At 65.1% G+C, this 21,217-nt stretch carries 19 protein-coding genes and 1 tRNA gene; 12 read left to right on the top strand and 8 right to left on the bottom strand.

Annotated elements, in window-relative coordinates; translation table 11 throughout:
- Positions 1 to 24: 24 nt before the first annotated feature.
- From ASC46_RS19910 to ASC46_RS21435, 6 genes are all read right to left on the bottom strand, one after another.
- Positions 25 to 711, bottom strand: a complete 687-nt coding sequence (locus ASC46_RS19910) for a DUF2848 domain-containing protein (RefSeq protein ID WP_055461035.1) — start codon at positions 709 to 711, stop codon at positions 25 to 27.
- Positions 712 to 743: 32 nt separating this feature from the next.
- Entirely contained in the window at positions 744 to 2,027 is a 1,284-nt protein-coding gene (locus ASC46_RS19905) for a TRAP transporter large permease (RefSeq protein WP_055461034.1), read from the bottom strand.
- Positions 2,024 to 2,638 carry a TRAP transporter small permease subunit gene (locus ASC46_RS19900; protein ID WP_055461033.1) on the bottom strand — a complete coding sequence of 205 codons (615 nt, stop codon included), beginning with the start codon at positions 2,636 to 2,638 and terminating at the stop codon, positions 2,024 to 2,026. Before ASC46_RS19900 ends, ASC46_RS19905 begins: the two co-directional genes overlap by 4 nt.
- Before the next feature lie 81 nt (positions 2,639 to 2,719).
- Positions 2,720 to 3,766: a TRAP transporter substrate-binding protein gene (locus ASC46_RS19895; protein WP_055461032.1), complete on the bottom strand. Its 1,047-nt coding sequence runs from the start codon at positions 3,764 to 3,766 to the stop codon at positions 2,720 to 2,722.
- Positions 3,767 to 3,899: 133 nt separating this feature from the next.
- Positions 3,900 to 4,817, bottom strand: a complete 918-nt coding sequence (locus tag ASC46_RS19890) for a LysR family transcriptional regulator (RefSeq protein ID WP_055461031.1) — start codon at positions 4,815 to 4,817, stop codon at positions 3,900 to 3,902.
- Between the two features lie 46 nt (positions 4,818 to 4,863).
- Positions 4,864 to 5,055 carry a hypothetical protein gene (locus ASC46_RS21435; protein ID WP_141659731.1) on the bottom strand — a complete coding sequence of 64 codons (192 nt, stop codon included), beginning with the start codon at positions 5,053 to 5,055 and terminating at the stop codon, positions 4,864 to 4,866.
- Between the two features lie 31 nt (positions 5,056 to 5,086).
- On the opposite strand from ASC46_RS21435, the gene ASC46_RS19885 reads away from it, so the two are divergent.
- The 12 genes from ASC46_RS19885 to ASC46_RS19830 all read left to right on the top strand — a co-directional run bounded on the left by ASC46_RS19885 (position 5,087) and on the right by ASC46_RS19830 (position 19,667).
- Complete coding sequence (locus ASC46_RS19885) at positions 5,087 to 6,085, top strand: TerC family protein (protein WP_055461030.1); 999 nt, start codon at positions 5,087 to 5,089, stop codon at positions 6,083 to 6,085.
- 103 nt (positions 6,086 to 6,188) lie between these two features.
- Positions 6,189 to 7,775, top strand: a complete 1,587-nt coding sequence (locus ASC46_RS19880; protein ID WP_055461029.1) for a gamma-glutamyltransferase family protein — start codon at positions 6,189 to 6,191, stop codon at positions 7,773 to 7,775.
- Between the two features lie 58 nt (positions 7,776 to 7,833).
- Entirely contained in the window at positions 7,834 to 8,493 is a 660-nt protein-coding gene (gene deoC / locus ASC46_RS19875; RefSeq protein ID WP_055461028.1) for a deoxyribose-phosphate aldolase, read from the top strand.
- 41 nt (positions 8,494 to 8,534) lie between these two features.
- Positions 8,535 to 9,878 (top strand): amidase family protein, encoded by a 1,344-nt coding sequence (locus tag ASC46_RS19870; RefSeq protein ID WP_055461027.1) that lies wholly within the window; start codon positions 8,535 to 8,537, stop codon positions 9,876 to 9,878.
- Positions 9,879 to 10,071: 193 nt separating this feature from the next.
- A tRNA-Arg gene (locus tag ASC46_RS19865) sits at positions 10,072 to 10,148 on the top strand.
- A gap of 137 nt (positions 10,149 to 10,285) precedes the next feature.
- Positions 10,286 to 10,486, top strand: a complete 201-nt coding sequence (locus ASC46_RS19860; RefSeq protein WP_055461026.1) for a type II toxin-antitoxin system prevent-host-death family antitoxin — start codon at positions 10,286 to 10,288, stop codon at positions 10,484 to 10,486.
- Between the two features lie 6 nt (positions 10,487 to 10,492).
- A complete protein-coding gene (locus ASC46_RS19855) occupies positions 10,493 to 12,115 on the top strand; it encodes a DNA cytosine methyltransferase (RefSeq protein WP_082464921.1) in 1,623 nt (540 codons plus the stop codon).
- Positions 12,115 to 12,534: a very short patch repair endonuclease gene (locus tag ASC46_RS19850; protein WP_055461048.1), complete on the top strand. Its 420-nt coding sequence runs from the start codon at positions 12,115 to 12,117 to the stop codon at positions 12,532 to 12,534. Before ASC46_RS19855 ends, ASC46_RS19850 begins: the two co-directional genes overlap by 1 nt.
- A complete protein-coding gene (locus tag ASC46_RS19845) occupies positions 12,534 to 14,012 on the top strand; it encodes an ATP-binding protein (protein WP_055461025.1) in 1,479 nt (492 codons plus the stop codon). The genes ASC46_RS19850 and ASC46_RS19845 overlap by 1 nt, the downstream gene beginning before the upstream one ends.
- Positions 14,013 to 14,176: 164 nt before the next feature.
- On the top strand, positions 14,177 to 16,669 hold the full coding sequence (locus ASC46_RS19840) for a Z1 domain-containing protein (RefSeq protein WP_245280638.1): 2,493 nt from the start codon (positions 14,177 to 14,179) through the stop codon (positions 16,667 to 16,669).
- A gap of 176 nt (positions 16,670 to 16,845) precedes the next feature.
- A complete protein-coding gene (locus tag ASC46_RS19835) occupies positions 16,846 to 17,628 on the top strand; it encodes a PD-(D/E)XK motif protein (protein ID WP_245280637.1) in 783 nt (260 codons plus the stop codon).
- Positions 17,628 to 19,667, top strand: a complete 2,040-nt coding sequence (locus ASC46_RS19830) for an AIPR family protein (protein ID WP_055461023.1) — start codon at positions 17,628 to 17,630, stop codon at positions 19,665 to 19,667. Before ASC46_RS19835 ends, ASC46_RS19830 begins: the two co-directional genes overlap by 1 nt.
- Positions 19,668 to 19,828: 161 nt before the next feature.
- On the opposite strand, the gene ASC46_RS21020 is transcribed toward ASC46_RS19830, so the two are convergent.
- Positions 19,829 to 20,842 (bottom strand): TatD family hydrolase, encoded by a 1,014-nt coding sequence (locus ASC46_RS21020; RefSeq protein WP_082464919.1) that lies wholly within the window; start codon positions 20,840 to 20,842, stop codon positions 19,829 to 19,831.
- Between the two features lie 58 nt (positions 20,843 to 20,900).
- Positions 20,901 to 21,217 (bottom strand): integrase core domain-containing protein (locus tag ASC46_RS21775; protein WP_245280630.1); only part of this gene is annotated, 317 nt, incomplete at its 5' end.

The following is a 21,217-nucleotide window of genomic DNA, read 5'->3' as shown; positions in this document are numbered from 1 at the left end:
CCTTGCTCTTGGCCGAACGGCGGCTCACGCGACTTCCGGCAGAACCTCGATGTCGTAGCCGTGACCGAGCGTGCGGCCGCTGCGCGGGTCGAAGAGCTCCATGGTGAAGGACACGGCCGGGCGGATGCCGCCGTTGGCACCGACGGTGCCGCAGAGCATCGCCGTTCCCTCCGGCAGCGTGGCCGCGCCGCCGGTGAAGCCCGCGACGAGGTCGAGCGGCGGCTGCAGCGCGGCGAGCCGGCCCTCCTGGTAGACGACGCGCGCGCCGTTCTCGACGATGTGCGAGCGGATGACGAGCTCGTCCCAGTGGCCGGCGACCTCTGCGAAGCGCCAGGCCTGCCGCGCCACCGGCTTGGCGCAGACCTGTTTCGACAGGGCGACGCTCACGGTCTCGAGCTTGCGGTCGGTGTGGTCGGACGAGAGGCTGACGAAGAGTTCGCCGCCGGCCTGGAAGAGGAAGACCTCGACCTCGCCCGAACTCTCGCCGCCCACCACCTGGATGCGCGGCGCCTGCGTCAGCAGGCTGTCCGACACGCGGTAGTAGAGCGGCACCGTGCTCGGCCGCGGCACGCCGATGGCGGCGAGTTCCTCAATGTGGTGCTCGATCGCGTGGCGATCGCGCCCGGCCCAACCGGCGATGACGAGCGCCGATATGTCGATGTCGAGAGCACCGGCGCCCGCAGCGCCGGCGATGTCGAAGGCAAGTCTCATGATGGTCCTTCAGCGGTAGGAAGCTTGGTCGCTCACCCGAAGAGGCCCGGCAACCACAGGGCGAGCGCCGGGAAGAAGGCGAGTAGCGCGAGCATGAAGAACATGGCGAGGACGAAGGGCAGCGTGCCCACGATGACCGCGTCCATCGATCCGGCTTTGCGCAGGCTCTGCACGACAAAGAGGTTGAGCCCCACGGGCGGGGTGATCAGCGCCGCCTCGACCAGTACGATGATGACGATGCCGAGCCAGATCGGATCGTAGCCGAGGCCGATCATGATCGGCGCGATGATCGGGATCGTCGTGATCATCATGGAGAGGGTCTCCATGAAACAGCCGAGCACGAGGTAGAAGACGATGACGATCAGCAGCATCCAGGCGGGCGACAGGCCGAGGCCGCTCATGGAGCCGGTGATGGCGTCGGTGAGGCCGGTCGCCGACATGATGAAGTTGAGGAAGCCGGCCGCGATCACGATCAGCATGATCATGGCCGTCGACTTCATGGCGCCTTCGACGGCGCCGCGCAGCATCGCCCATGTCAGGCGCCCGAAGCAGGCGGCCAGGATGAGGGCGCCGAGCACCCCGAGCGCTGCCGCTTCCGTCGGCGTCGCCAGCCCGGCATAGATCGAGCCCACGACGAGGAGGAAGATGCCGAGCGGCGGGGCAAGATGCGCGAGGCCGCGGAAGCGCTCGCCCCACGAGGCGCGGACCTGATGACCGCTCCAGCCGGGCCGTGCCAGGCAGCCGCCGGCGATGACGGCCATGAACAGCCCGGCCATGAGCAGGCCCGGGATGATGCCGGCGAGATAGAGCTTCGGCACCGAGGAATTGGTCAGGACGCCGTAGATGACGAGGTTGATCGACGGCGGGATGAGGATGCCGAGCGTGCCGCCGGCCGCGATGCTGCCGAGAAAGAGCGGCTCGTTGTAGCCGTAGCGGCGGATCTGCGGGATGGCGACGGTGCCGACAGTGGCGGCCGTCGCGACGCTCGAGCCGGAGGTGGCGGAAAAGAGCGTCGAGGCGCCGATATTGGCATGCATCAGGCCACCGGGCATCCACGATAGCCACAGGCTCATGGCCGCATACATGCGCTCCGCGAAGCCGGCCCTCAGCAGCACCTCGCCGAGGAGGATGAAGAGCGGGATGGCGACGAGCAGGAATTCGTTGTTCGTGCTCCAGGCGAGCTCGCCCATGGCGCGCGTCAGCGGCAGCATGGAATAGAGCGGGTCGAGAATGAGCCCGAGCACGCCGAGCGCCGCCCCGACGGGAATGGAGAGCCCGATGAGGACGAATAGAAGGACGAGTGCAGTGGCGATCATGCCGCAGCCTCCTTGACGAGGCGTTCGCCGGCTGCCGCCTCTTCCGCTGCCTCCTCCTTCGCCGAGCGCACGCCGGCGATGGCCTTGACCGCGTCGGTATCGCCGCTGGCGAGCGCGATCGAAGCGCGCAGCAGCATCAGCGCGAGGACGAGACACATCCAGCAGAGCCCCGCCAGCCATAGTCCCTGCGGGATGTACAGCGGCGTGCCGAGCGGCGTGTTGGCGGTCGAACCTTCGGCCCAGGAGGTGGCGACGACGTCATAGGCGTAGAACGTCAGCATGGCCATGAAGACGCCGAGCGCGACGATGGAGATCCAGTCGAGGAGGGCCGACAGGCGCACCGGAAGGTGCTGATAGATCACGTCGACGCGAACATTCGCCCGCTGCAAGGTGGCGAAGGCGAGCGACCAGGACGTGCTGATGGCGAAGGCATAGCTCGACAGTTCGTCGGCGCCGCCGGTGCTGAAGCCGAAGAACTTCCGCGCGATGACGTCGAAGGAGATCAGCAGCACGCTGCCGATGGTGAGGGCGCCGCTCGCCCACACGGCGAGAAGCGACAGGCGTTCTGCGCCGCGCGTCAGGCCGGCGAGGGAAAGACGATGCAGGGACATGGGCTCCACCTCGTCGGGATCGGGGGCGCCGCTGCTGCGGCGCCTCGGGTGAGTGCGTCGCGCGGGCGGCGCACCATTCCCTTACTTCGAGACGGAAATGTTGAGCACCTTGCCGACGGTGTCGTTGAAATCCTTCACGCAGTCCGCCGAGCAGCGCGCCGCCCACTTCGGCAGCACCATCTCGCCCAGCGCGCCGCGCAGCAACTGGCGGTCCGCCTCGCTCGGCGTCACCAGCTTCATCTTGCCCTTGACCGGTAGGGTGCAGGCATCGGAGCCCGTGTTGCAGGCATAGCCCAGCTCCGTCTGCTCGGCGGCTGCCTTCCAGATGTCGTCGACGAGCGTCTTGACGTTCGTCTCGATGAAGGCCTGCACCTTGGGGTCGAGCTTGTTCCAGGCCGCCTGGTTGACGGCGTGAATCTGCTGATTCCAGTTGATCGGCAGGGCATAGAGGTGCGTGGAGACCTCGTACCACTTGGCCGAGTAGCCGGAGAGCGAGCCGGTGATGGCGCAGTCGACCACCTTGTTCTGCAGGGCCGGCACCACCTCGCCGAAGGCCATGGTCACGCTCGTGCCGCCGAAGGCCTCGACGAACTCCGCCTGGGTGCGGCTCGAGGTGCGCACCTTCTTGCCTTTGAGGTCGGAGAGCTTGTTGATCTCCGCGTTGCAGAACAGCACCTGTGCCGGATAGGTCGAGATGCCGAGCAGCTTCACCTTGGCGCCGTCACCGTAGAACTTTTCGTAGACCGGCGTGAACGCCTCGGTGACAGCGCGTGCCGTCTTCACGTCCGGGGCGAGACCGGCGAGGTCGATGGCTTCGTTGATGGCGTTGTCGCTGGCAAAATAGGAGAGGGTGGCCGTGCCGAACTCGACGACGCCCTGGGACATGAGGCGCAGCAGCTCCGGCCCCTTCAGTCCCATTTCGTTGAAACCCTTGATCTCGGCCGTGATCTGGCCGTTCGACAGCTCCGGCACCTTCTGGGTCCAGAACGGCCTCTCGTAGTCGTTGTAGGCCGTGAGGTTGCTGAGGCCGCCGACGATCTTGAGGTGCGTCTTCGGCAGATCCTGGGCGAGCGCGGCCGATCCGGCGAGCGCGGTGACGGCAATGGCGGCACGAAGGATGCAATTCACGGTGTCAGTCCCCCTGGCTGGATTTGTGGCGGCTCTCCGCCGCACCGGCCGCAGCCGGCGCCCTGCCCGCATTGCATGCCGTGATTGATTTTCCTGTCCAATCGTATGTTCGAATAGGGGGTATAAATACAGTTTAACCCGCCTTGGAGCTGCTCGTCACGTCGCCATCGGCTTGTACGGCAACCTCCCGCGCCATCGCGGCGATCACGCGGGCGGCGTGGCTTTCCGGGCCGTTGATCCAGGTGGCGGTGAAGCTCAGGTCCGGCAGCGGATCGGTCTCGACATCAATAATCTTCAAGTCTCCGCTGGCGAGCTCCTTGTCGAGGAAAACCGGGGCGATCACGGCCGCGCCGATGCCGTCACGCGCCATGCGTACCACCATGGAGAGCGAAGCGCTGCCGTAGAGGCGGGCCTTCACGCCGGCGCGCGCCAGCATGTCGCGCAGCACGAGATAGGGCCGGCTGTTGGAGGGATAGGTGATGATCGGACGATCCGACAGGCGCCTCAGCGTGATGGGCCCGTCGCCGAGCTTCAGCCGCGGGCTCGCCACCCAGGCGAGCGGATAGGTGCACAGGTGGACGTTCTCAACCCGTTCCTCCAGCACGGGCCCCATCAGGAAGGCGAGGTCGATCTGCCGCGACATGAGGTGCGAGCGCAACACCATCGAGCTGTCGACCTCGATCTCGAGCGCCAGCGCCGGATAGGTGGCGTGCACCTGCTCGATGAGCCGCGACAGCCACGTCTGCACGATGGTCTCGGCGACCCCGATACGCACGGTGCCGCTCATCACGTTCTGGTCCTGGGCGGCGCGCACCATGTCGCAGCGGAGCTGGATCATGCGCTCGGCGTGGGAGAGCAACTCCTGCCCCTTGGCGGTCAGCGTCACGCCGCGTGCGTCCCGCTCGAAGAGGCGCACTCCCAGCGCCTCCTCGAGCGAGGCGATACGGTGCGATACGGCCGGCTGTGTCGTGCCGAGCTTTTCGGAGGCCGCACGCAGGCTGCCGAGTGCTGCCGCCCAGAAGAAGGTCTCGATGTTTCTGAGGTCGATCATCGCCGGCCTGCCCTTTGAAAAACCCGCGTTCCGACGTCTTAGCGCATCAGGCCGCCTGTCGGGGCAAAATCGACCAGCCGGCGCCGCGTCCGGTCTTGACATTGGCCCGGCCACTTCCCATGTCGTCGGCCGCGGGCCGGGCCCCTCTGGCGATGCCATGCATCGTGATGTCGGACCGCATCGGGTGAACTCGATGCAGGGTCCGGATTTCTGCCTTTGTCCAGTCAGGGTTCTGCATCGGGTTTCCCCTCCGCACAGAGAGGAAACCGATGGACGTTCTCACCAGCTTTTTTCTTGGCCATCCGCTGTGGATGTGGCTCGGCTTCATGGGCCTCGTCATGGCGCTGCTGGCCCTTGACCTCGGCGTGCTGCATCGTGGCTCCCGCGAGATCGGGGTGCGCGAGAGCCTTGCGCTCTCGGCCTTCTACATCGTGCTTGGTCTCGGCTTTGGCGGTTTCGTGTGGTGGCAGCTCGGCACCCAGGCCAGCGTCGAGTACATTACCGGCTTCGTGGTCGAAAAGAGCCTCGCGATGGACAACATCTTCGTCATCGCGATGATCTTCGGCTTCTTCGCCATTCCGCGGCGCTACCAGCACCGTGTGCTGTTCTGGGGCATCCTCGGCGTCATCGTGCTGCGCGCCATCATGATCGGCTTCGGCGCCGCCCTCGTCGCGCAATATGAATGGGTGCTCTATCTCTTCGCCGCCTTCCTCATCGTCACCGGGCTCAAGATGCTGTGGTGGGGGGATCAGGAGACGGACCTCGCGCAGAACCCCTTGCTCAGGCTGATCAAGCGCCGCTTCCGCGTGACGCGGCGCCTCCACGGTGAGCGCTTCTTCGTGCGTCGCCGCAGCGGCAACGGCCGCAGCATCCTCTTCCTGACGCCGCTGTTCCTGGCGCTCGTCTTCATCGAGATCGCGGACATCATCTTCGCGGTCGATTCGGTGCCGGCGATCTTCGCCATCACGACTGACCCCTACATCGTCTACACGTCCAACATCTTCGCCATCCTCGGCCTGCGCGCGCTCTACTTCGCGCTTGCCGCAGTGCTGCACCGCTTCGCCTATCTCAAGCAGGCGCTGGCGGTCCTGCTCGTCTTCATCGGCTCGAAGGTGTTCGTCGCCGATCTTTTCGGCTGGGCGAAGTTCCCGGCCGAATGGTCGCTCGCCGTGACCTTTGCCATCCTCGGCGCCGGCATCGGCTGGTCTCTGTGGAAGACGCGGGACGAGGGGCATGCCGGGGAAGGACAGAAGGCCTTGTCGCATTGAACGCCCCGCCCTTGCACGCAGCGCCCGCCGCTGTTACCGCCATGGGACCGGCGCGGCGTCGCACCGCGTGCAGGCGGCAAGGGCAGGGCGGTTGGGGACAGGCATGCGCGATTTCTTCAGGCCGGGACGTGGACCGACACTTGCGGGCGAGGCGACCATCGCCACGTCGCACCCGCTCGCAACCGCGGCAGGGCTTGATGTCCTCGCCTGCGGCGGCAATGCCGTCGATGCCGCCATCGCGGCAGTTGCCGTGCAATGCGTGGTCGAGCCGCACATGACGGGCATCGGCGGCGACTGCTTCGTCCTCTACGCCCCGGCCGGTGGCGAGGTCCTCGCCCTCAACGGCAGCGGCCGCGCCCCGGCGGCGGCGAGCGTGGGACGCCTCAAGGACCTCGGCGTCTCCACCATCGAGCGCACCAGCCCCCATGCCGTCACCGTGCCGGGCGCCATCGCCGCCTGGACGAAGCTGCACCGCGACCACGGCCGCCTGCCGCTGGAGCGGCTCTTCGTCCGCGCCATCGCCTATGCCGAGAATGGCTATCCGGTCACCGCGCGCGTCGCCCTCGACTGGGCGGAGGAGGTCCCGCTTCTGGCGCGCGATGCCGGCGCCAAGACCGTTTTCTTGCCTGGCGGACGCGCGCCGACCGAGGGCGAGCGGCATGCCCAGCCGCTGCTCGGGCAGCGCCTGCGCGAGATCGCCCGCGATGGCGCCGCGGCCTTCTATCTCGGCCGCACAGCCGAGAGCCTGGTGCGTTTTCTCAACGGCCTCGGCGGCCTGCACACGCTCGAGGATTTCGCCGATGCGGCCGACGGGGCCGATTACGTGACGCCGATCGTCACCAGCTATCACGGCTATGATGTCTACGAATGCCCGCCCAACGGTCAGGGCCTCGCAGCGCTCATGATGCTCAACGTGCTCGCCGGCTTCGACCTGTCGGAGAAGCTGCCGCTCGCCGAGCGCGTGCACCTCCATGCCGAGGCGACCAAGCTTGCCTACCATCACCGCGACGCGCTCATCGCCGATCCCGCGCATCTGCCCTACCCGGTCGAGCAACTGCTCTCGGACGAAGTGGCACACGCGCTGCGCGGCCGCATCGACATGGGGCAGGCCGGCGCACCGGCGCTCTGGCACGAGCCGGAGCACCGGGATACGGTCTATCTCTGCGCGGTGGACCGCGACGGCAACGCCATCTCCTTCATCAATTCGATCTTCCACGCCTTTGGCTCGACGCGGCTCGACCCCAAGACGGGCATTGTGCTGCACAATCGCGGCGCGTCCTTCAACCTCATCGAGGGGCATCCCAATGCCATCGCCCCGCGCAAGCGGCCCATGCACACCATCATACCCGGCCTCCTGCGCCGCGGCGGGCGCACCGTGGCGCCCTTCGGCGTGATGGGCGGACATTATCAGGCGGCCGGCCATGCGGCCTTCCTCTCCGGCATGCTCGACCGGGGCCTCGACGTGCAGGCGGCGCTCGATGCGCCGCGCAGCTTCGCCTTCAACGGCGTGCTGGAGGTAGAGCCGACCCTCGGCGAGAGCGTTATCGCCGCGCTCGCCGCCAAGGGCCATGCGATCAAGCCGCGCACGTCGCCGCTCGGCGGCGGGCAGGCCATCTGGATCGACCACGCCCGCGGCGTGCTGCACGCCGGCTCCGACCAGCGCAAGGACGGCTGCGCCCTCGGCTTCTGAGCTTGCGGGCGCTGCGCGGCGCGCCCTATAAGATGTGCCCGAGGCAGAGGCGGCCCATATGACGACCCTGACGCGCGCCGAACTTGCGCGCACCATCGACCATACGATTCTTCGGGCGGACGCGACGCGCGCTGATATCGCGCAGGTTTGCCGCGAGGCGCGCGAGCACGGCTTCTTCTCCGTCTGCGTCAATCCGGTCCATGTGCCGGATGTCGCCGCGGCACTCGCCGGCAGCGACGTCGTCACCTGCGCCGTCGTCGGCTTTCCGCTCGGGGCGACGCCCTCCCTGCTCAAGGCCGCCGAGGCGCGCTGGGTGGTCGCTGCGGGCGCGCGCGAGGTCGACATGGTCATCGACGTCGGCGCCCTGAAGGAGGGGCGGGAGGGCGACGTCGGCGCCGACATTGCCGCCGTCCGCGAGGCCTGCGGCCCCGCGCTGCTCAAGGTCATCATCGAGACCTGCCTCCTCTCAGACGCTGAGAAGGAGGTGGCCTGCCGCCTCGCGGTCGCCGCCGGTGCCGATTTCGTCAAGACCTCGACCGGCTTCGGCAAGGCCGGCGCGACTGTGGAAGATGTTGCACTCATGCGCCGCGTCGTCGGGCGGGGCATCGGCGTCAAGGCCTCGGGGGGCATCCGCACGCGCGAGGACGCCCTGCGCATGCTCGCCGCCGGCGCCTCGCGCATCGGCGCGAGCGCCAGCGTCGCCATCGTGACCGGCTGACGCCGTCACACGCCATATCCATCCAGGGACAGAAGAACGGCATGGCTCATCAGACTTTGACCGACATCGCGGCTGACCTTGCGTCGGGGCGGACGGATCCCGTGCGCCTCGTCGAGGAGGCGCTCGACAAGGCCCGCGCGGCCCCCGCCGTTTTCATCACCCTCATGGCCGAGGAGGCGCTGGCCGAGGCCCGCGCCGCCGCCGCGCGCCGGCGCAACGGCCAGGCGCTCGGCCCGCTCGACGGCATCCCGATCGCCTGGAAGGACCTCTTCGACATCGCCGGTACGCGGACGACCGCGGGCTCGCGCACACGGGACGATGCGCCCATGGCCCGCGAGGACGCGCCGGTCGTTGCAGCGTCGCGGCGCGTCGGCCTCATCCCGCTCGGCAAGACCAATCTCAGCGAATTCGCCTTCTCCGGCCTTGGGCTCAACCCGCATTTCGGCACGCCGACGCCAGACTTTCCGGCGGCGACCCCTCGTGTACCCGGCGGCTCGTCGTCCGGCTCGGCGGTCGCCGTCCAGCGCGGCATCGTTCCCGTCGGCATCGGAACGGATACCGCCGGCTCAGTACGGGTGCCTGCCGCCCTCAACGGTCTTGTCGGCTTCAAGGCGTCGGGCGGGCGCTATGCCATGGCCGGTGTCTATCCGCTGGCGAAGAGTCTCGACAGCCTCGGGCCCATCGCCCGGACGGTTGCCGATTGTGTGACCATCGACGCGGTGATGCGGGGTACCGGGCGAGTTGCCGAAGCCGCATCGGCCGCACCCGACATTGTCGTCGACCCGGCGGTGCTGGAGGAGGACGGCCTCGAAGATACAGTGCGGGCCAATTTCGAAGCGATGCTCGCTGGTCTCGAAGCATCGGGCGCTCGCGTGCGCCGCGCGCCGGTGGCTGCCTGGCGCGAGGCACGGCGCGCCATCGCCGAGATCGGCTGGCTCGGCGCGGTGGAGGCGCGCGCCTGGCATCTCGATGCGATCAGCGGTCCAAAGCGCGACCTCATCGATGCGCGTGTGCTGAAGCGGCTCGACGGTGCGGCGGCGATCACCGCCGAGGCGGCCGGACGTCTGCGTAGCCTCAAGGCCACGCTGTCGCGCTCCATCGCCGACGATCTCGCCGGCGCGCTGTTCGCGCTCCCGACCGTCAAGCATGTGGCGCCGGAGCTCGCGTCGCTCGAAGCCGACCCCGAACTGTTTGCCCGCATCAATCTCGCCACGCTCACGCTGACGATGGCCGGCAGCTTCCTGGACATGCCTGGTCTTGCCCTGCCGTCCGGCACCAATGCAGAGGGCCTGCCGACCTCCGCCCTGTTCTCGCTCCCGTCCGGCGATGACGACGCTCTTCTCGCCGCGGGATTGTGGATCGAGCATGCCATCGCAAGGCACTGACCCGTGTCCGGTCAGGGTGATATACCTGATCGGACTTCCCTCGTAACATGGTGCGGAAAGCCTCATGCCACCGGTCTATGAAGCGGTCGCGTCGGTGGCGTTTTCGGGGCTGCGCCGAGATCGTCGGGGAGGAGCGCCAATCCCCGATTGCAGGAACGTCGAAGCTGGGCTAGGTTGCGCCCGCCTTGGCGAAGCACCCGTAGCTCAGCTGGATAGAGCGTCGCCCTCCGAAGGCGAAGGTCACACGTTCGAATCGTGTCGGGTGCGCCACCGCTCAAGTCACCCTCGACGACCAGACGCATGGATACCTTTCAGCGCTTGCGATGCCTCGCCGGCTGAATTCATGCGTTGCGGAAGTAGCTATTTTAGCTACTATTCTGTTGGGCTCCAGCTAGAGATTGCGCGCGATGAGAACCATGTCCGCGAAAGACGCCAAGAACAGCTTCGGGATGCTGATCGACTATGCTCGGGTTGAACCGGTGCAGGTCGAGAAGCACGGACGGCCGGTCGTCGTTGTGATGAGCGTGGAGGAGTTTCGACGGCTCACTCCGCGGGCGAGCAGCGAGAAGACAAGGGCTATTGGCGCTCTTGCGCCGGGGAGGCCATAGTCGGGGATGTACGCCAAAGGGGGGCAAACACTGGCGGACCCGTCCTCGAGTGCAGTCTCGGGCGTCCGGCAAACTGAGACCAGACGATCGGATGCCTATCCGGTCGTTGACCTCTTTGCTGGCCCAGGTGGACTCGGAGAGGGCTTCGCATCCTCACTCGATGATAAGCGACGCCATCGCTTCCGCAGCGTCGTCTCGATTGAGCGCGATACGTTTTCGCACCAGACATTGCTGCTTAGACACTTCTTTCGGCACTTTCCCGACGGTGAAGTGCCGGATGACTATTATGACTTTTTGGCAGGACGGATCACGCAAGCCGATCTCTTCGCTCGCCATCCAGCCGCTTATGCCGACGCTAAGCTGAGCGCCCTACGAATATCGCTGGGCAGGGAGTCGCATGGGGAGGTGCGGCAGATTATTCGGCAGCGCCTCGCAGACAGCGAGCATTGGGCACTCGTCGGCGGTCCTCCATGCCAAGCTTATTCTCTGGTCGGCCGGGCACGGATGAAGGGCGATCCCGATTTTGCGAAAGACGAGAAGCACACGCTCTATCTCGAATATCTCCGGATCATTGCCGACCACAGGCCGCCGATCTTCGTCATGGAGAACGTGAAAGGACTGCTGTCGGCCACCATCGAGGGCAAGTCCGCCATCAACCGCATTGTTCGCGACCTGCAGCAGCCGGCGACCGCCATCCCGGACGCACCGACCGACCTTGCCTACCGTCTCTATTCTTTGAACCAGGAAGAAATGGCCGAGGGCGAGGTCGATCCGCGGCTGTTCCTTGTGCGCGCGGAGGACCACGGCATTCCGCAGGCGCGGCACCGGATGTTCATCGTCGGAATCCGCAGTGATCTGAAGGTTCGGCCCTCCACTCTTCGGAGAATGGCCGCACCCACAGTACGCGACACGATCGGCTCCCTTCCCCCAATCCGAAGCGGCCTGTCGAAGGAGAAGGATAGTCGGGATGCCTGGCTGAGTGCCATCCGGCAGATCTCCAGCATGAATATCCGTGGCCAGCTCAACGGCGCGGCCTATGCAGGGCAGGTCGCGCGGAAACTCAAATTCGAGCAGCTCATTGAGGTGCCCTCGCCGCGCTCCACTTCGTCCACCCGCTATGTGGTGCGGCGCCCGAACCATGATGTGCTGCGCAGCCTGTATGACGAACGCTTGCCGATCCTGACTGCGCACGAGGCGCGCAGCCACATGGCCTCCGACCTGCGCCGCTACCTCTATGCGGCGACCTTCGCTCAGGAGACCGGGCGCAGTCCCAAGCTCGCTGACTTCCCCGCCAATCTCCTTCCCGATCACCAGAATGTCGAGGAAGGCCGCAGCGGTAAGATGTTCTCCGACCGCTTTCGGGTGCAGCTTGCGGAGCAGGTATCGACGACGGTCACCTCACACATTTCAAAGGACGGCCACTACTTCATTCACTACGATCCCGCGCAGTGCCGCAGCCTGACTGTGCGCGAAGCCGCCCGTCTTCAGACATTTCCGGACAACTACTTCTTCGCCGGACCTCGCACCGAGCAGTATCACCAGGTCGGCAATGCAGTGCCCCCCAAACTTGCGCAGCAGATCGCTGAAATCGTCGCCGAGGTGCTCGACTCGATCCGGGGCGGTCGATGATGGCAGACACTCTCACCAGCGAGCGGCGCAGTTGGAACATGTCGCGGATCAGGGGGCGGGACACTGCCCCGGAGATGCTTCTGCGGTCGCTGCTCCACCGCGCCGGCTTCCGCTTCCGCCTTCATGCGAGGCAGCTACCCGGCCGGCCGGATGTGGTCCTGCCCAGATACCGGGCGGCAATTTTCGTGCACGGCTGCTTCTGGCACCGACATCCTGGCTGCCGGAACGCGACCACTCCCACTACACGCCGCGAATTCTGGCAGGAGAAGTTCGACGGCAATGTCAGCCGTGACGTGCGCAACAGGATCGCGCTCGAAGCTGCCGGCTGGACCGTCCACACCGTGTGGGAGTGCGAGCTGAAGGCAGACGCGGAAAACGTTGTCCGCCGCCTCACCAATGAACTGCGGGGCGGCGGCTGATGGCGCGGTCGCATCATCTGCCTCCCAGCGCCGCCAGTCTGACGGCTTCCCTGCGCGATCTCGGTTACTCCCTCGAAACCGCCGTTGCCGACCTGATCGACAACAGCATCTCGGCCGATGCGACCGACATTCAGATCTTCTGTGACATGACTCGAAGCACGCCGGTGCTCGTCATTGCCGACAACGGCCGCGGAATGGCGGAGGATGAGGTGATCGCGGCGATGCGCCACGGCGCCACCGATCCCCGCAAGGAGCGAGGCCCGAAGGACCTCGGGCGCTTCGGACTCGGCCTCAAAACCGCGTCGTTCTCGCAGTGCCGCCGACTCATCGTGATAAGCGCCGTAAAAGGCGAACGCGCCGGCGCCGAATGGAGCCTCGCCCGAATCGAGGAGGACGACGACTGGTTCATCTCTGTTCTCGAGCCCGGCGAGATCGCGGAACAGCCCTTCTTCGAGACGCTCGGCGAGACCGGGACGCTGGTCATCTGGCGGGATCTCGATCGACTGTTCGAGGACGAGACCGGGCAGAAGCGGGACGAGATCGTCAACGAGAAGCTGGCGGTTGTCGAACGGCATCTGTCGCTCGTCTTCCACCGCTTCCTCGCCGGCGAAGTGAAGGGGCGGCGGAAGCTGGCCATCCGCATCAACGGCCACCCGGTCGCTGCCTTTGATCCCTTCTGCCGGAAGAACGAGGCGACGCAGATGCTCCGCGAGGAGAAGGTCTGGATCGGCGACGTGCCGGTCGTGATGCAGCCCTACATCCTGCCGCACCACAGCCGGCTGTCGGCCTCCGAGTACGACTATTATCAGGACCGCAGCGACTTTATCTCGAACCAAGGCGCCTATGTTTACCGCAACGGCCGTCTAATGGCCTGGGGCGACTGGTTCCGGCTGGTGCCCAAGGGCGAGGCGACCAAGCTGGCGCGGGTTCAGATCGACTTCCCGAACAGTCTCGATGAAGCTTGGACCATCGACATTAAGAAGTCGCGCGCCCGGCCGCCGCACGGCGTGCGCGAGCGCCTGCGGCAGATCATCAGCCAGATCACCGCCCGCAGCGTCACCGTCCATCGCGGGCGCGGCCAGAAGCTGTTCCAGGAGAGTCAGGCTCCGCTCTGGGAACGCTACGCCGATCATGGCGGTATCCGGTTCGCCATCAATGCGGAACACCCGCTCGTCGCTTCTCTCGGCGTCCGCCTGTCCCCTGACGATGCCGCCTCGCTGCGCGTGCTGCTCGAGTCAATCGCCGCCGCCCTGCCGATTGAGATGATCTACTCGGACTATTCAACGCATCCGCGCGAGGTGAGCCAGACGACCGTGGACCAGGAGCAGACCTTGGATCGGCTGAAGAGCCTCAAGCAGGTGCTCTACGGCGACGGACCGGGCGACCCGCAGGCATTCCTCCAGATTGTGCGATCGACGCGCCTCTTCGACGGGCAGATCGAGACGGCTGAGAAATTCATCGCAGAGGCTTTCGCATGACCGCCATGATCATCACCGAGGAACGTAACATCGCCAATGCGCTGATCTCCGGTCTCGCCAACCTGACTGAGACGCCGACGCGCGAGCAGGTCGAGGAGAAGGCGAAGCAGATCGCCGCCATCTTCGGCTACACCGGCGACCTTCGCAACATCATCACCGAGGCGATGATCTCGGTCGACACGCGCATGGGTGCCGGTGTCTCGCTCGTCGATGTCGCAGCGAAGCATGACGATCAGTGGGTTCGCAAGCGCGAGGACATCACCTGGACCTACGGCGGCGCCTACGAGAACTTCCTGCTGAAGGACGGCTGGCCGCCCCGGATGGTCCAGTCGCTGAGCGACGTGACCAGCCGCATCCTTGGACACCTCCAGGACCCCCACAGCGAGGGCACAAGCTGGAACCGCCGCGGCCTGGTCATTGGCCATGTGCAGTCCGGCAAAACGGCCAACTATACCGGCCTGATCGCCCGCGCCGCCGATGCCGGTTACAAATTCATCATCGTCATCGCCGGCATTCACAACAATCTGCGCAAGCAGACCCAGGAGCGCATCGATGAAGCCTTCATCGGGCGGTCAAGCGATCCCGAAGACCGCCGCTCCATCGGCGTCGGACTTGATCCTGGCTACCCGCACCCGGCGACGCTCACCAACATCAACGAGGATTTCAACAAGAACACCGCGGCGAAGAGCGGCTGGAAGATCAACGATTTCTCCAAGCCGATCATCCTCATCATCAAGAAGAACGTCACGACGCTGACGGCCCTGCACAAATGGCTGAAGGCGCTGAACGCGGAGGGTGGCGACCGGATTTCCGACGTGCCGATGCTGCTGATCGACGATGAGGCCGACAACGCCTCGATCAACACCAACAAGGAGGATCTGGACCCGACCCGCACGAACGCCATGATCCGGCGCATCCTGGGGCTGTTCGCGAAATCCTGCTATGTCGGCTACACGGCAACGCCGTTCGCGAATATCTTCATCAATCCCGATGCCTATGACGATGACGTGCGCGAGGAACTGTTCCCGCGCGACTTCATCTACTGCCTGGACGCGCCGACCACCTATTTCGGTGCGGAGAAGGTCTTCCTCGACGATGAGACCAGCCAGTCGATCGTGAAGCCGATCGACGACTGCGAGGACTTTCTCCCCTACAGGCACAAGCGCGACGATCCCGTTCCAGAGCTGCCGCCGAGCCTCTACCGCGCGCTGGACGAGTTCATTGTCGCGCGTGCCATCCGCAACCTGCGCGGGCAGACCGCCAAGCACTGTTCGATGATGATCAACGTGTCGCGTTTCGTGCCGGTGCAGCAGGCCGTGCGCGACTTCCTCAGCCTTCGCGAGAAGACGATGCGCGAGGCGGTCCGCGCGAACTATCTGATGCCGGAATCTGTCTCTTCGACGAACATCCACATGCAGCGCCTGAAAGCGGCGTTCGACGCCGAATACGCCGATGCGGGCTTCACCTGGCCCGAGGTCAAGGCCGCTCTCAACGGCGTGTTCGATCACCTCCACCTCTACGTCATCAACAGCAAGAGCGACGAGGTGCTCGACTATACCCGGTACGAGAAGGAGGGCATCGGCCTCACCGCGGTCGCGGTGGGCGGCCTCAGTCTGTCACGTGGACTGACCATCGAGGGTCTGACAATCAGCTACATGTACCGCAACACGAAGATGTACGATACGCTCATGCAGATGGGGCGATGGTTCGGCTACCGTCCGGGCTTCGAGGATCTCTGCCGCGTCCATCTCTCGCGCGATTCTATCAACTGGTACTCCCATATCGCGGAGGCTGCCGAGGAACTCACCCAGCAGGTCAAGCGGATGCGGCGCGACGGCCTGAGTCCGAAGGATTTCGGTCTGTATGTCCGTTCGCATCCGGATAGCCTTCTGATCACCGCCGCCAACAAGATGCGGTCGGGTCAGGAGGTCACAGTCGAACAGAGCTTCAGCGGGCGATTGAGGGAAAGCTACGTCGTCTCGATCGATCCGGAGGTGAACGCCCGGAACTTTGAGCTCATTGCCGAGCACTGGCGCGGTGGCTTCGGAGGACGGCCGGAAGAGGACACCGGGAAGGGCTTAATCTTCCGCGACGTCCCGATCGCGGTGGTCGAGGATTTCCTCACTCGGTTCGAGACCCACTCGACCTTCGCCGGCATTAAATCGGACGTGGTGAGCTATCTCGAACGGATCGCGGAGAAGCGTCCGCTCGCCGACGTCCTGCTCATATCCCCCGGCGGTGCTCCGGACGATGGCGGGCCGTCCACGCTGAGAAATCAGGTGCGCGTCGTCGGCAGAGATCAGCCGAACGGAACCGCGTGGCGCTTGAACAAGGACCGCGTGGCCTCCCGCGGCGACGAGAAGCTCGGACTCGACGATACGCAGCGCAACGAGGCGGAGGCCTTGGCCGGCGGCGAGGACGGAACCGGCGCGGTGTCCGATACGCACTACCGGATGGTCCGGAACAGGCCGCTCCTCATGATCCATAGCCTCGAACCCAGGGACGGGGCCGTGGCAGGGCCGATCGCCGCTTTCGGCGTGAGCTTTCCATATGGGGACTATTCGACCACCATCAACGTGGTCGTGAACAAAGTCTGGCTCCAGCAGATGCAGGGCTATGGCGACGACCCGGACGAGGAGGAGGACTACGATGTCTGAGTTCTCGCCGTGGGATGACATCGCGGTTCCCGGCGCGGACTTCAACGTCCGCCAGGTCCCCGGTGAAACCGCCGTACCCTGCTTCTGGGGACGGGACACGACCGGCGCCTGCCTGTTCATCGCGGAACTTCAGGGCGATCACACCGATCAGTTCCGGAAGAATGTGGTCACGGTACATGGCATTGACGTCGATCTTCGCGGGGGCGAGCCGGGACAGCAGCGACTTGTCCTCACGCTCGAAAAAACAGGTCGATGGCGATCTTTTCGAGAGCCTCTGCCGCACGCTTGCATCCGCGCTGGAACGTGCCACCGACTCCGCCAGCTCGCTCGCCGTCGCGCTGGCCCACATCCGGCGCTGGAAGACCTTCCTGTCCGGTCGCAGCCAGCACCTGTCAGCCGAGGAGGTCCGCGGCCTCTTCGCCGAGCTCACTTTTCTCCTGGAGCTGATTGAACGGCAGCCATCGACCACCGCCGCTGTCGACGCCTGGCTCGGTCCTAAGAAATCCCATCAGGATTTCATCTTCGGCAACACGGCGGTCGAGATCAAATCGCTCTCCGGCACGGAGCGCAGCACGGTGCGTATCTCCTCGGAGGATCAGCTCGAATCGCTCAACGATGAACTGTTTCTGCGTATCTACCGGCTGAGCAGCCTGCCCGATGCGGCAGGAGCGCAATCCCTCAACGCGATCGTCGCCGCGGTGCAGGCGCGGCTCGCAGATGCAGAAGCCGTCGAGGCATTCGATCGTAAGCTGGTTGCGCACGGCTATGCGCCGTTGCCGGACTATGACCAACCGCGCTTTGTTGTCAGCGACGTGCACAGCTACCGCGTCGTCCCGGCGTTTCCGCGGCTCATACGGTCGCAGCTGCCAACCGGCATCAACCGGGTCACCTACGATATCCTGCTGGAAACCATTGCACCTTATGAATGCGACAACGGAGGAGTCTTCGGGGGAGACTGATGGAGCAGACCGTAGAGGAGTTCTTCCACGACTTCCGCCAGGAGACACTGGCGGATGCGGAGGCCAACAGCACCTACCAGCTCGAATCCTTCATGGAGGCGGTCTCCACCGAGCTGATCGAAACCGGCTTCATCGAGGGCTTCGAGCACTGCCATTATCGCGCTCCGCGCGGTATGCGCGTCGACGGCTATTGGTTCAACGACGAGGGCGCGCTCGACATTTTCGTGGCCGATTTCGACTGCCGCCGCGAGCTAGAGACGCTCACACGCACCGACGTGGATGCGGCCTTCAAACGCGTCGTAAACTTCTTCGAGGCGAGCCTTCAGGGAGCGCTCGAGCCCGATGTCACCACGCCAGAATACGGGCTGGTCAGGCAGATAGCCGACCGGAGGCAGGCGCTTCGCCATGTCAACTTCTACCTAACCTCCGAGCGGGTGCTGAGCGACCGCTTCCAGGCATTTCCCGACGGCGAGGCCGGCGGCATTCGCGCGACCTATCACATCTGGGACATGGCGCGGTTCCAGCGCCAGCGCACCTCGCGAGGACACAAGGAGGCCCTCAATATCGATTTCGTCGAGCTGTTTGGAAACGGCATCGCATGCCTGCCGGCCAATCTCGGCTCCGACTCCTATCAGTCTTATCTGATCGTGATGCCCGCGCCGATCCTTGCGGCGCTCTACGATCGGTACAGCGCGCGGCTTTTGGAGCAGAACGTGCGGACCTTCCTCCAAGCCCGCGCCCAGGTCAACAAGGGCATCCGTGCGACGATCATCAACGAGCCGCAGATGTTCTTCGCCTACAACAACGGGATCACCGCGACTGCGCAGGAGGTCGAGACGCGGATGACCAACAGCGGACTCCAGATCGTCCGCATGACCGACCTTCAGATCGTGAATGGCGGCCAGACAACCGCTTCGCTCTTCCATACGCAGCGCCGCGACAAGGCCGACCTGTCGGGCATCTTCGTCCAGATGAAACTGTCGGTGATCGACAGCGAGCAGAGCGAAATGGTCGTCCCACGGATCTCCGAATACGCAAACACGCAGAACCGGGTTAACGCCGCCGACTTCTTCTCCAACCATCCTTTCCACGTCCGCATGGCGGAATTCTCGCGCCGCATCTGGGCGCCGGCACAGCAGGGCGCGCAGCGCGAGACCAAATGGTTCTATGAGCGCGCGCGCGGCCAGTATGTGGACGCACAATCGAAGCTCACGCCCGGCGAGCAGAAGCGGTTTCGCGCCGAATATCCCAAGACGCAGATGTTCACGAAGACCGATCTCGCCAAATTCGAGAACGTCTTCGATGATCATCCTCGATGGGTGAACCTCGGCAGCCAGAAGAACTTCGCCCGCTACGCGCTGCGGATCGGGAAGGAATGGGAGAAGTCGTCCGACGGCTTCAACGAGCTGTATTTCAGGCGGGCGATCGCCCGCGGCATTCTATTCCGCGCGACCGAGAAGCTGGTTTCGGTGCAGCCTTGGTACAATGGCGGCTATCGAGCGAACATTGTGGCCTACACGCTGTCCATGCTGGGCGAGATCACGAAGCGTCGGAAGGCCAGCGTCGACTATCAGCGCATCTGGGCTGCCCAAGCGGTTGATGACGTGCTGTTGGGGACGCTGGTCACCATCGCCACCGCCATCAACGAGGATATCACCCGACCTCCGCAGGGTATCTCCAATATCTCCGAATGGTGCAAACGGGAGCGCTGCTGGACGCGGCTGCTCGACCGGGCCGACAACATCGCGGAGCTGCTGCCCGACGATTTCTGGGCTGAGCTCGCCTCGGCTGAGGATAACCGGCATGAGGCGAAGACCGCACGACAGACGCAGAAGATCGACAACGGGATCGAGGTGCAGCGGCAGGTCTTCGAAGTGCCGCCAGCACAGTGGTCGGCGATCCTCCGCGAAGGTTCCAATCGGCGGCTGCTGACGCCGAAGGAAGTGGGCATCCTCCAGATCGCTGCACAGATGCCTGCGAAGATTCCGACGGAGCGGCAGAGCGCCATATTGATCGAGATTCTCGGCAAGGCCCACTAGGAGGGCATCCTATAAGCGGGAAACTGCCCATCAGCAGTGCAGCCGCGATCGTCGCGTAGCCCTCCGGACGCCGCCGCGGACACATCCTCCTAGCTGGCGGCATTCTGCAGAGTCGGAGGCAAAGCGTTTTCGATCTGAGATCGATTGCAGAGATTACTCGCTCACAGTGAGCTCTTGGTCAGCCGACGAAGATTGTCGAGTAACTGGCTGCGCACGGCATCTACCGGTTCCGACCAAATCTGCGCTAGCGTCTCCACCGCTCGATCGGCATCCCACGGCCATGCCGCCCTTCCGTCGACCTGTGCGAAAGGACCGTCCGATTCCGTTAGAACGTGATCGCGCGGCATCTTCATCACTAAGGTTCGTCCCTTTGCGCCGAACAACATCGCCGGCCCGACGCTGAACCAGCAGCCGAGGCCAACGGCGCGCGACAGCTCCTTCTGCGTTCCCGAAAACCAGTGCAGAATCGCGATGCCGGCGCCGGGCCGCGCCTCCACCGCATCAAGAACCTGCGTCGCAGCGCGCCGGCTGTGGATGGTGATAATTCGTCCCCCCGCCTGCGCGCACAGTTCGAGGACACGCGAGAAGACCGGCTGCTGATCCGGCCAGTGCCGCCGGTACTCCGGGCCGCCGTCGAGCCCGACTTCACCGACGTATCGCACTCGAGGAAGCAGCCGCTCGAACACGCGCTTGGCGGTGCGTTCGTCATTGGTGGCGAAGCTCACGCGCACATGGCAGTTGTCGAGGATCGCGTTGTTCGGGCCATAGGCCTTTTCGATCTGGTTCAGCGATTGGGCGATGAGGAACGACTTCAGGCCATAACCCGCCATGAAGGCGAGCGCGCTCTCAAAGAAGTCGAGGCGGCCGAGCGCGGGGAACTCGTCGAGCATTATCAGCACGCGATGCTTGCGGTCGACGATCTGGCTGGCAGCCCAGATCAGGATATCGGCGTCCCAGATGGTCGCCATGCCGTGCTCGGGAACCGCGAAGACTTCGACGCGGAGGTCGCCGGCCTCGTAGAGGATCGGCGTGGTGCGCTTGGCCTTGGCGAGGGAGAAGAAGGGCCGCTCCATCAGGTCGCGCTGGTCACGCGGACTGGCGTCGCCAGTGGCGACGACGAACGCGTCGAGCCGCGATCGTTCGCTCGGAGAGAGGAGGCGCTGCCGAGAGGGCATCGATCGGCTCAGCGGGATTGCCGGCCGCCGAATGACCTGCCCCCCGCCGGTCCCTCATTCATTGTGAGAGCCCAGGGGTTTGGTAGCTGATCTCCATCGCCGGCGGTAGCGGCCGGGCGGTGGAGCTGATTACGTTGCGCAACCGCCCGGCCGCGGGGTTCAGCCGCACGGCTTCGGGGGTAAGCCCGCCGTGCGCCGAGTGTGGGCGCACGTGGTTGTAGTCGAGCCGCCAGCGCTCGATCACGGCGCGGGCCTCGGCCAGATTGGCGAAGACCTCCTCGTTCAGACACTTGTCGCGCAGCTTGCCGTTGAAGCTCTCCACGAAGCCGTTCTGTTGCGGCTTGCCCGGCGCGATGTAGTGCCAGTCGACGCCGG

Source organism: Chelatococcus sambhunathii, assembly GCF_001418005.1.
GTDB classification, from domain to species: Bacteria; Pseudomonadota; Alphaproteobacteria; order Rhizobiales; family Beijerinckiaceae; genus Chelatococcus_A; species Chelatococcus_A sambhunathii.
Note: the sequence above shows the minus strand (reverse complement) of the source record. Positions and strands in the feature narration are given on the sequence as shown.

Bases quoted from the DNA above. Each gene is read 5' to 3' on its own strand.
- ASC46_RS19910 (WP_055461035.1), bottom strand. From the start codon at position 711: ATGAGACTTGCCTTCGACATCGCCGGCGCTGCGGGCGCCGGTGCTCTC.
- ASC46_RS19905 (WP_055461034.1), bottom strand. From the start codon at position 2,027: ATGATCGCCACTGCACTCGTCCTTCTATTCGTCCTCATCGGGCTCTCC.
- ASC46_RS19900 (WP_055461033.1), bottom strand. From the start codon at position 2,638: ATGTCCCTGCATCGTCTTTCCCTCGCCGGCCTGACGCGCGGCGCAGAA.
- ASC46_RS19890 (WP_055461031.1), bottom strand. From the start codon at position 4,817: ATGATCGACCTCAGAAACATCGAGACCTTCTTCTGGGCGGCAGCACTC.
- ASC46_RS21435 (WP_141659731.1), bottom strand. From the start codon at position 5,055: ATGCAGAACCCTGACTGGACAAAGGCAGAAATCCGGACCCTGCATCGA.
- ASC46_RS19885 (WP_055461030.1), top strand. From the start codon at position 5,087: ATGGACGTTCTCACCAGCTTTTTTCTTGGCCATCCGCTGTGGATGTGG.
- ASC46_RS19880 (WP_055461029.1), top strand. From the start codon at position 6,189: ATGCGCGATTTCTTCAGGCCGGGACGTGGACCGACACTTGCGGGCGAG.
- deoC (WP_055461028.1), top strand. From the start codon at position 7,834: ATGACGACCCTGACGCGCGCCGAACTTGCGCGCACCATCGACCATACG.
- ASC46_RS19870 (WP_055461027.1), top strand. From the start codon at position 8,535: ATGGCTCATCAGACTTTGACCGACATCGCGGCTGACCTTGCGTCGGGG.
- ASC46_RS19860 (WP_055461026.1), top strand. From the start codon at position 10,286: ATGAGAACCATGTCCGCGAAAGACGCCAAGAACAGCTTCGGGATGCTG.
- ASC46_RS19855 (WP_082464921.1), top strand. From the start codon at position 10,493: ATGTACGCCAAAGGGGGGCAAACACTGGCGGACCCGTCCTCGAGTGCA.
- ASC46_RS19850 (WP_055461048.1), top strand. From the start codon at position 12,115: ATGGCAGACACTCTCACCAGCGAGCGGCGCAGTTGGAACATGTCGCGG.
- ASC46_RS19845 (WP_055461025.1), top strand. From the start codon at position 12,534: ATGGCGCGGTCGCATCATCTGCCTCCCAGCGCCGCCAGTCTGACGGCT.
- ASC46_RS19840 (WP_245280638.1), top strand. From the start codon at position 14,177: ATGATCTCGGTCGACACGCGCATGGGTGCCGGTGTCTCGCTCGTCGAT.
- ASC46_RS19835 (WP_245280637.1), top strand. From the start codon at position 16,846: ATGGCATTGACGTCGATCTTCGCGGGGGCGAGCCGGGACAGCAGCGAC.
- ASC46_RS19830 (WP_055461023.1), top strand. From the start codon at position 17,628: ATGGAGCAGACCGTAGAGGAGTTCTTCCACGACTTCCGCCAGGAGACA.
- ASC46_RS21020 (WP_082464919.1), bottom strand. From the start codon at position 20,842: ATGCCCTCTCGGCAGCGCCTCCTCTCTCCGAGCGAACGATCGCGGCTC.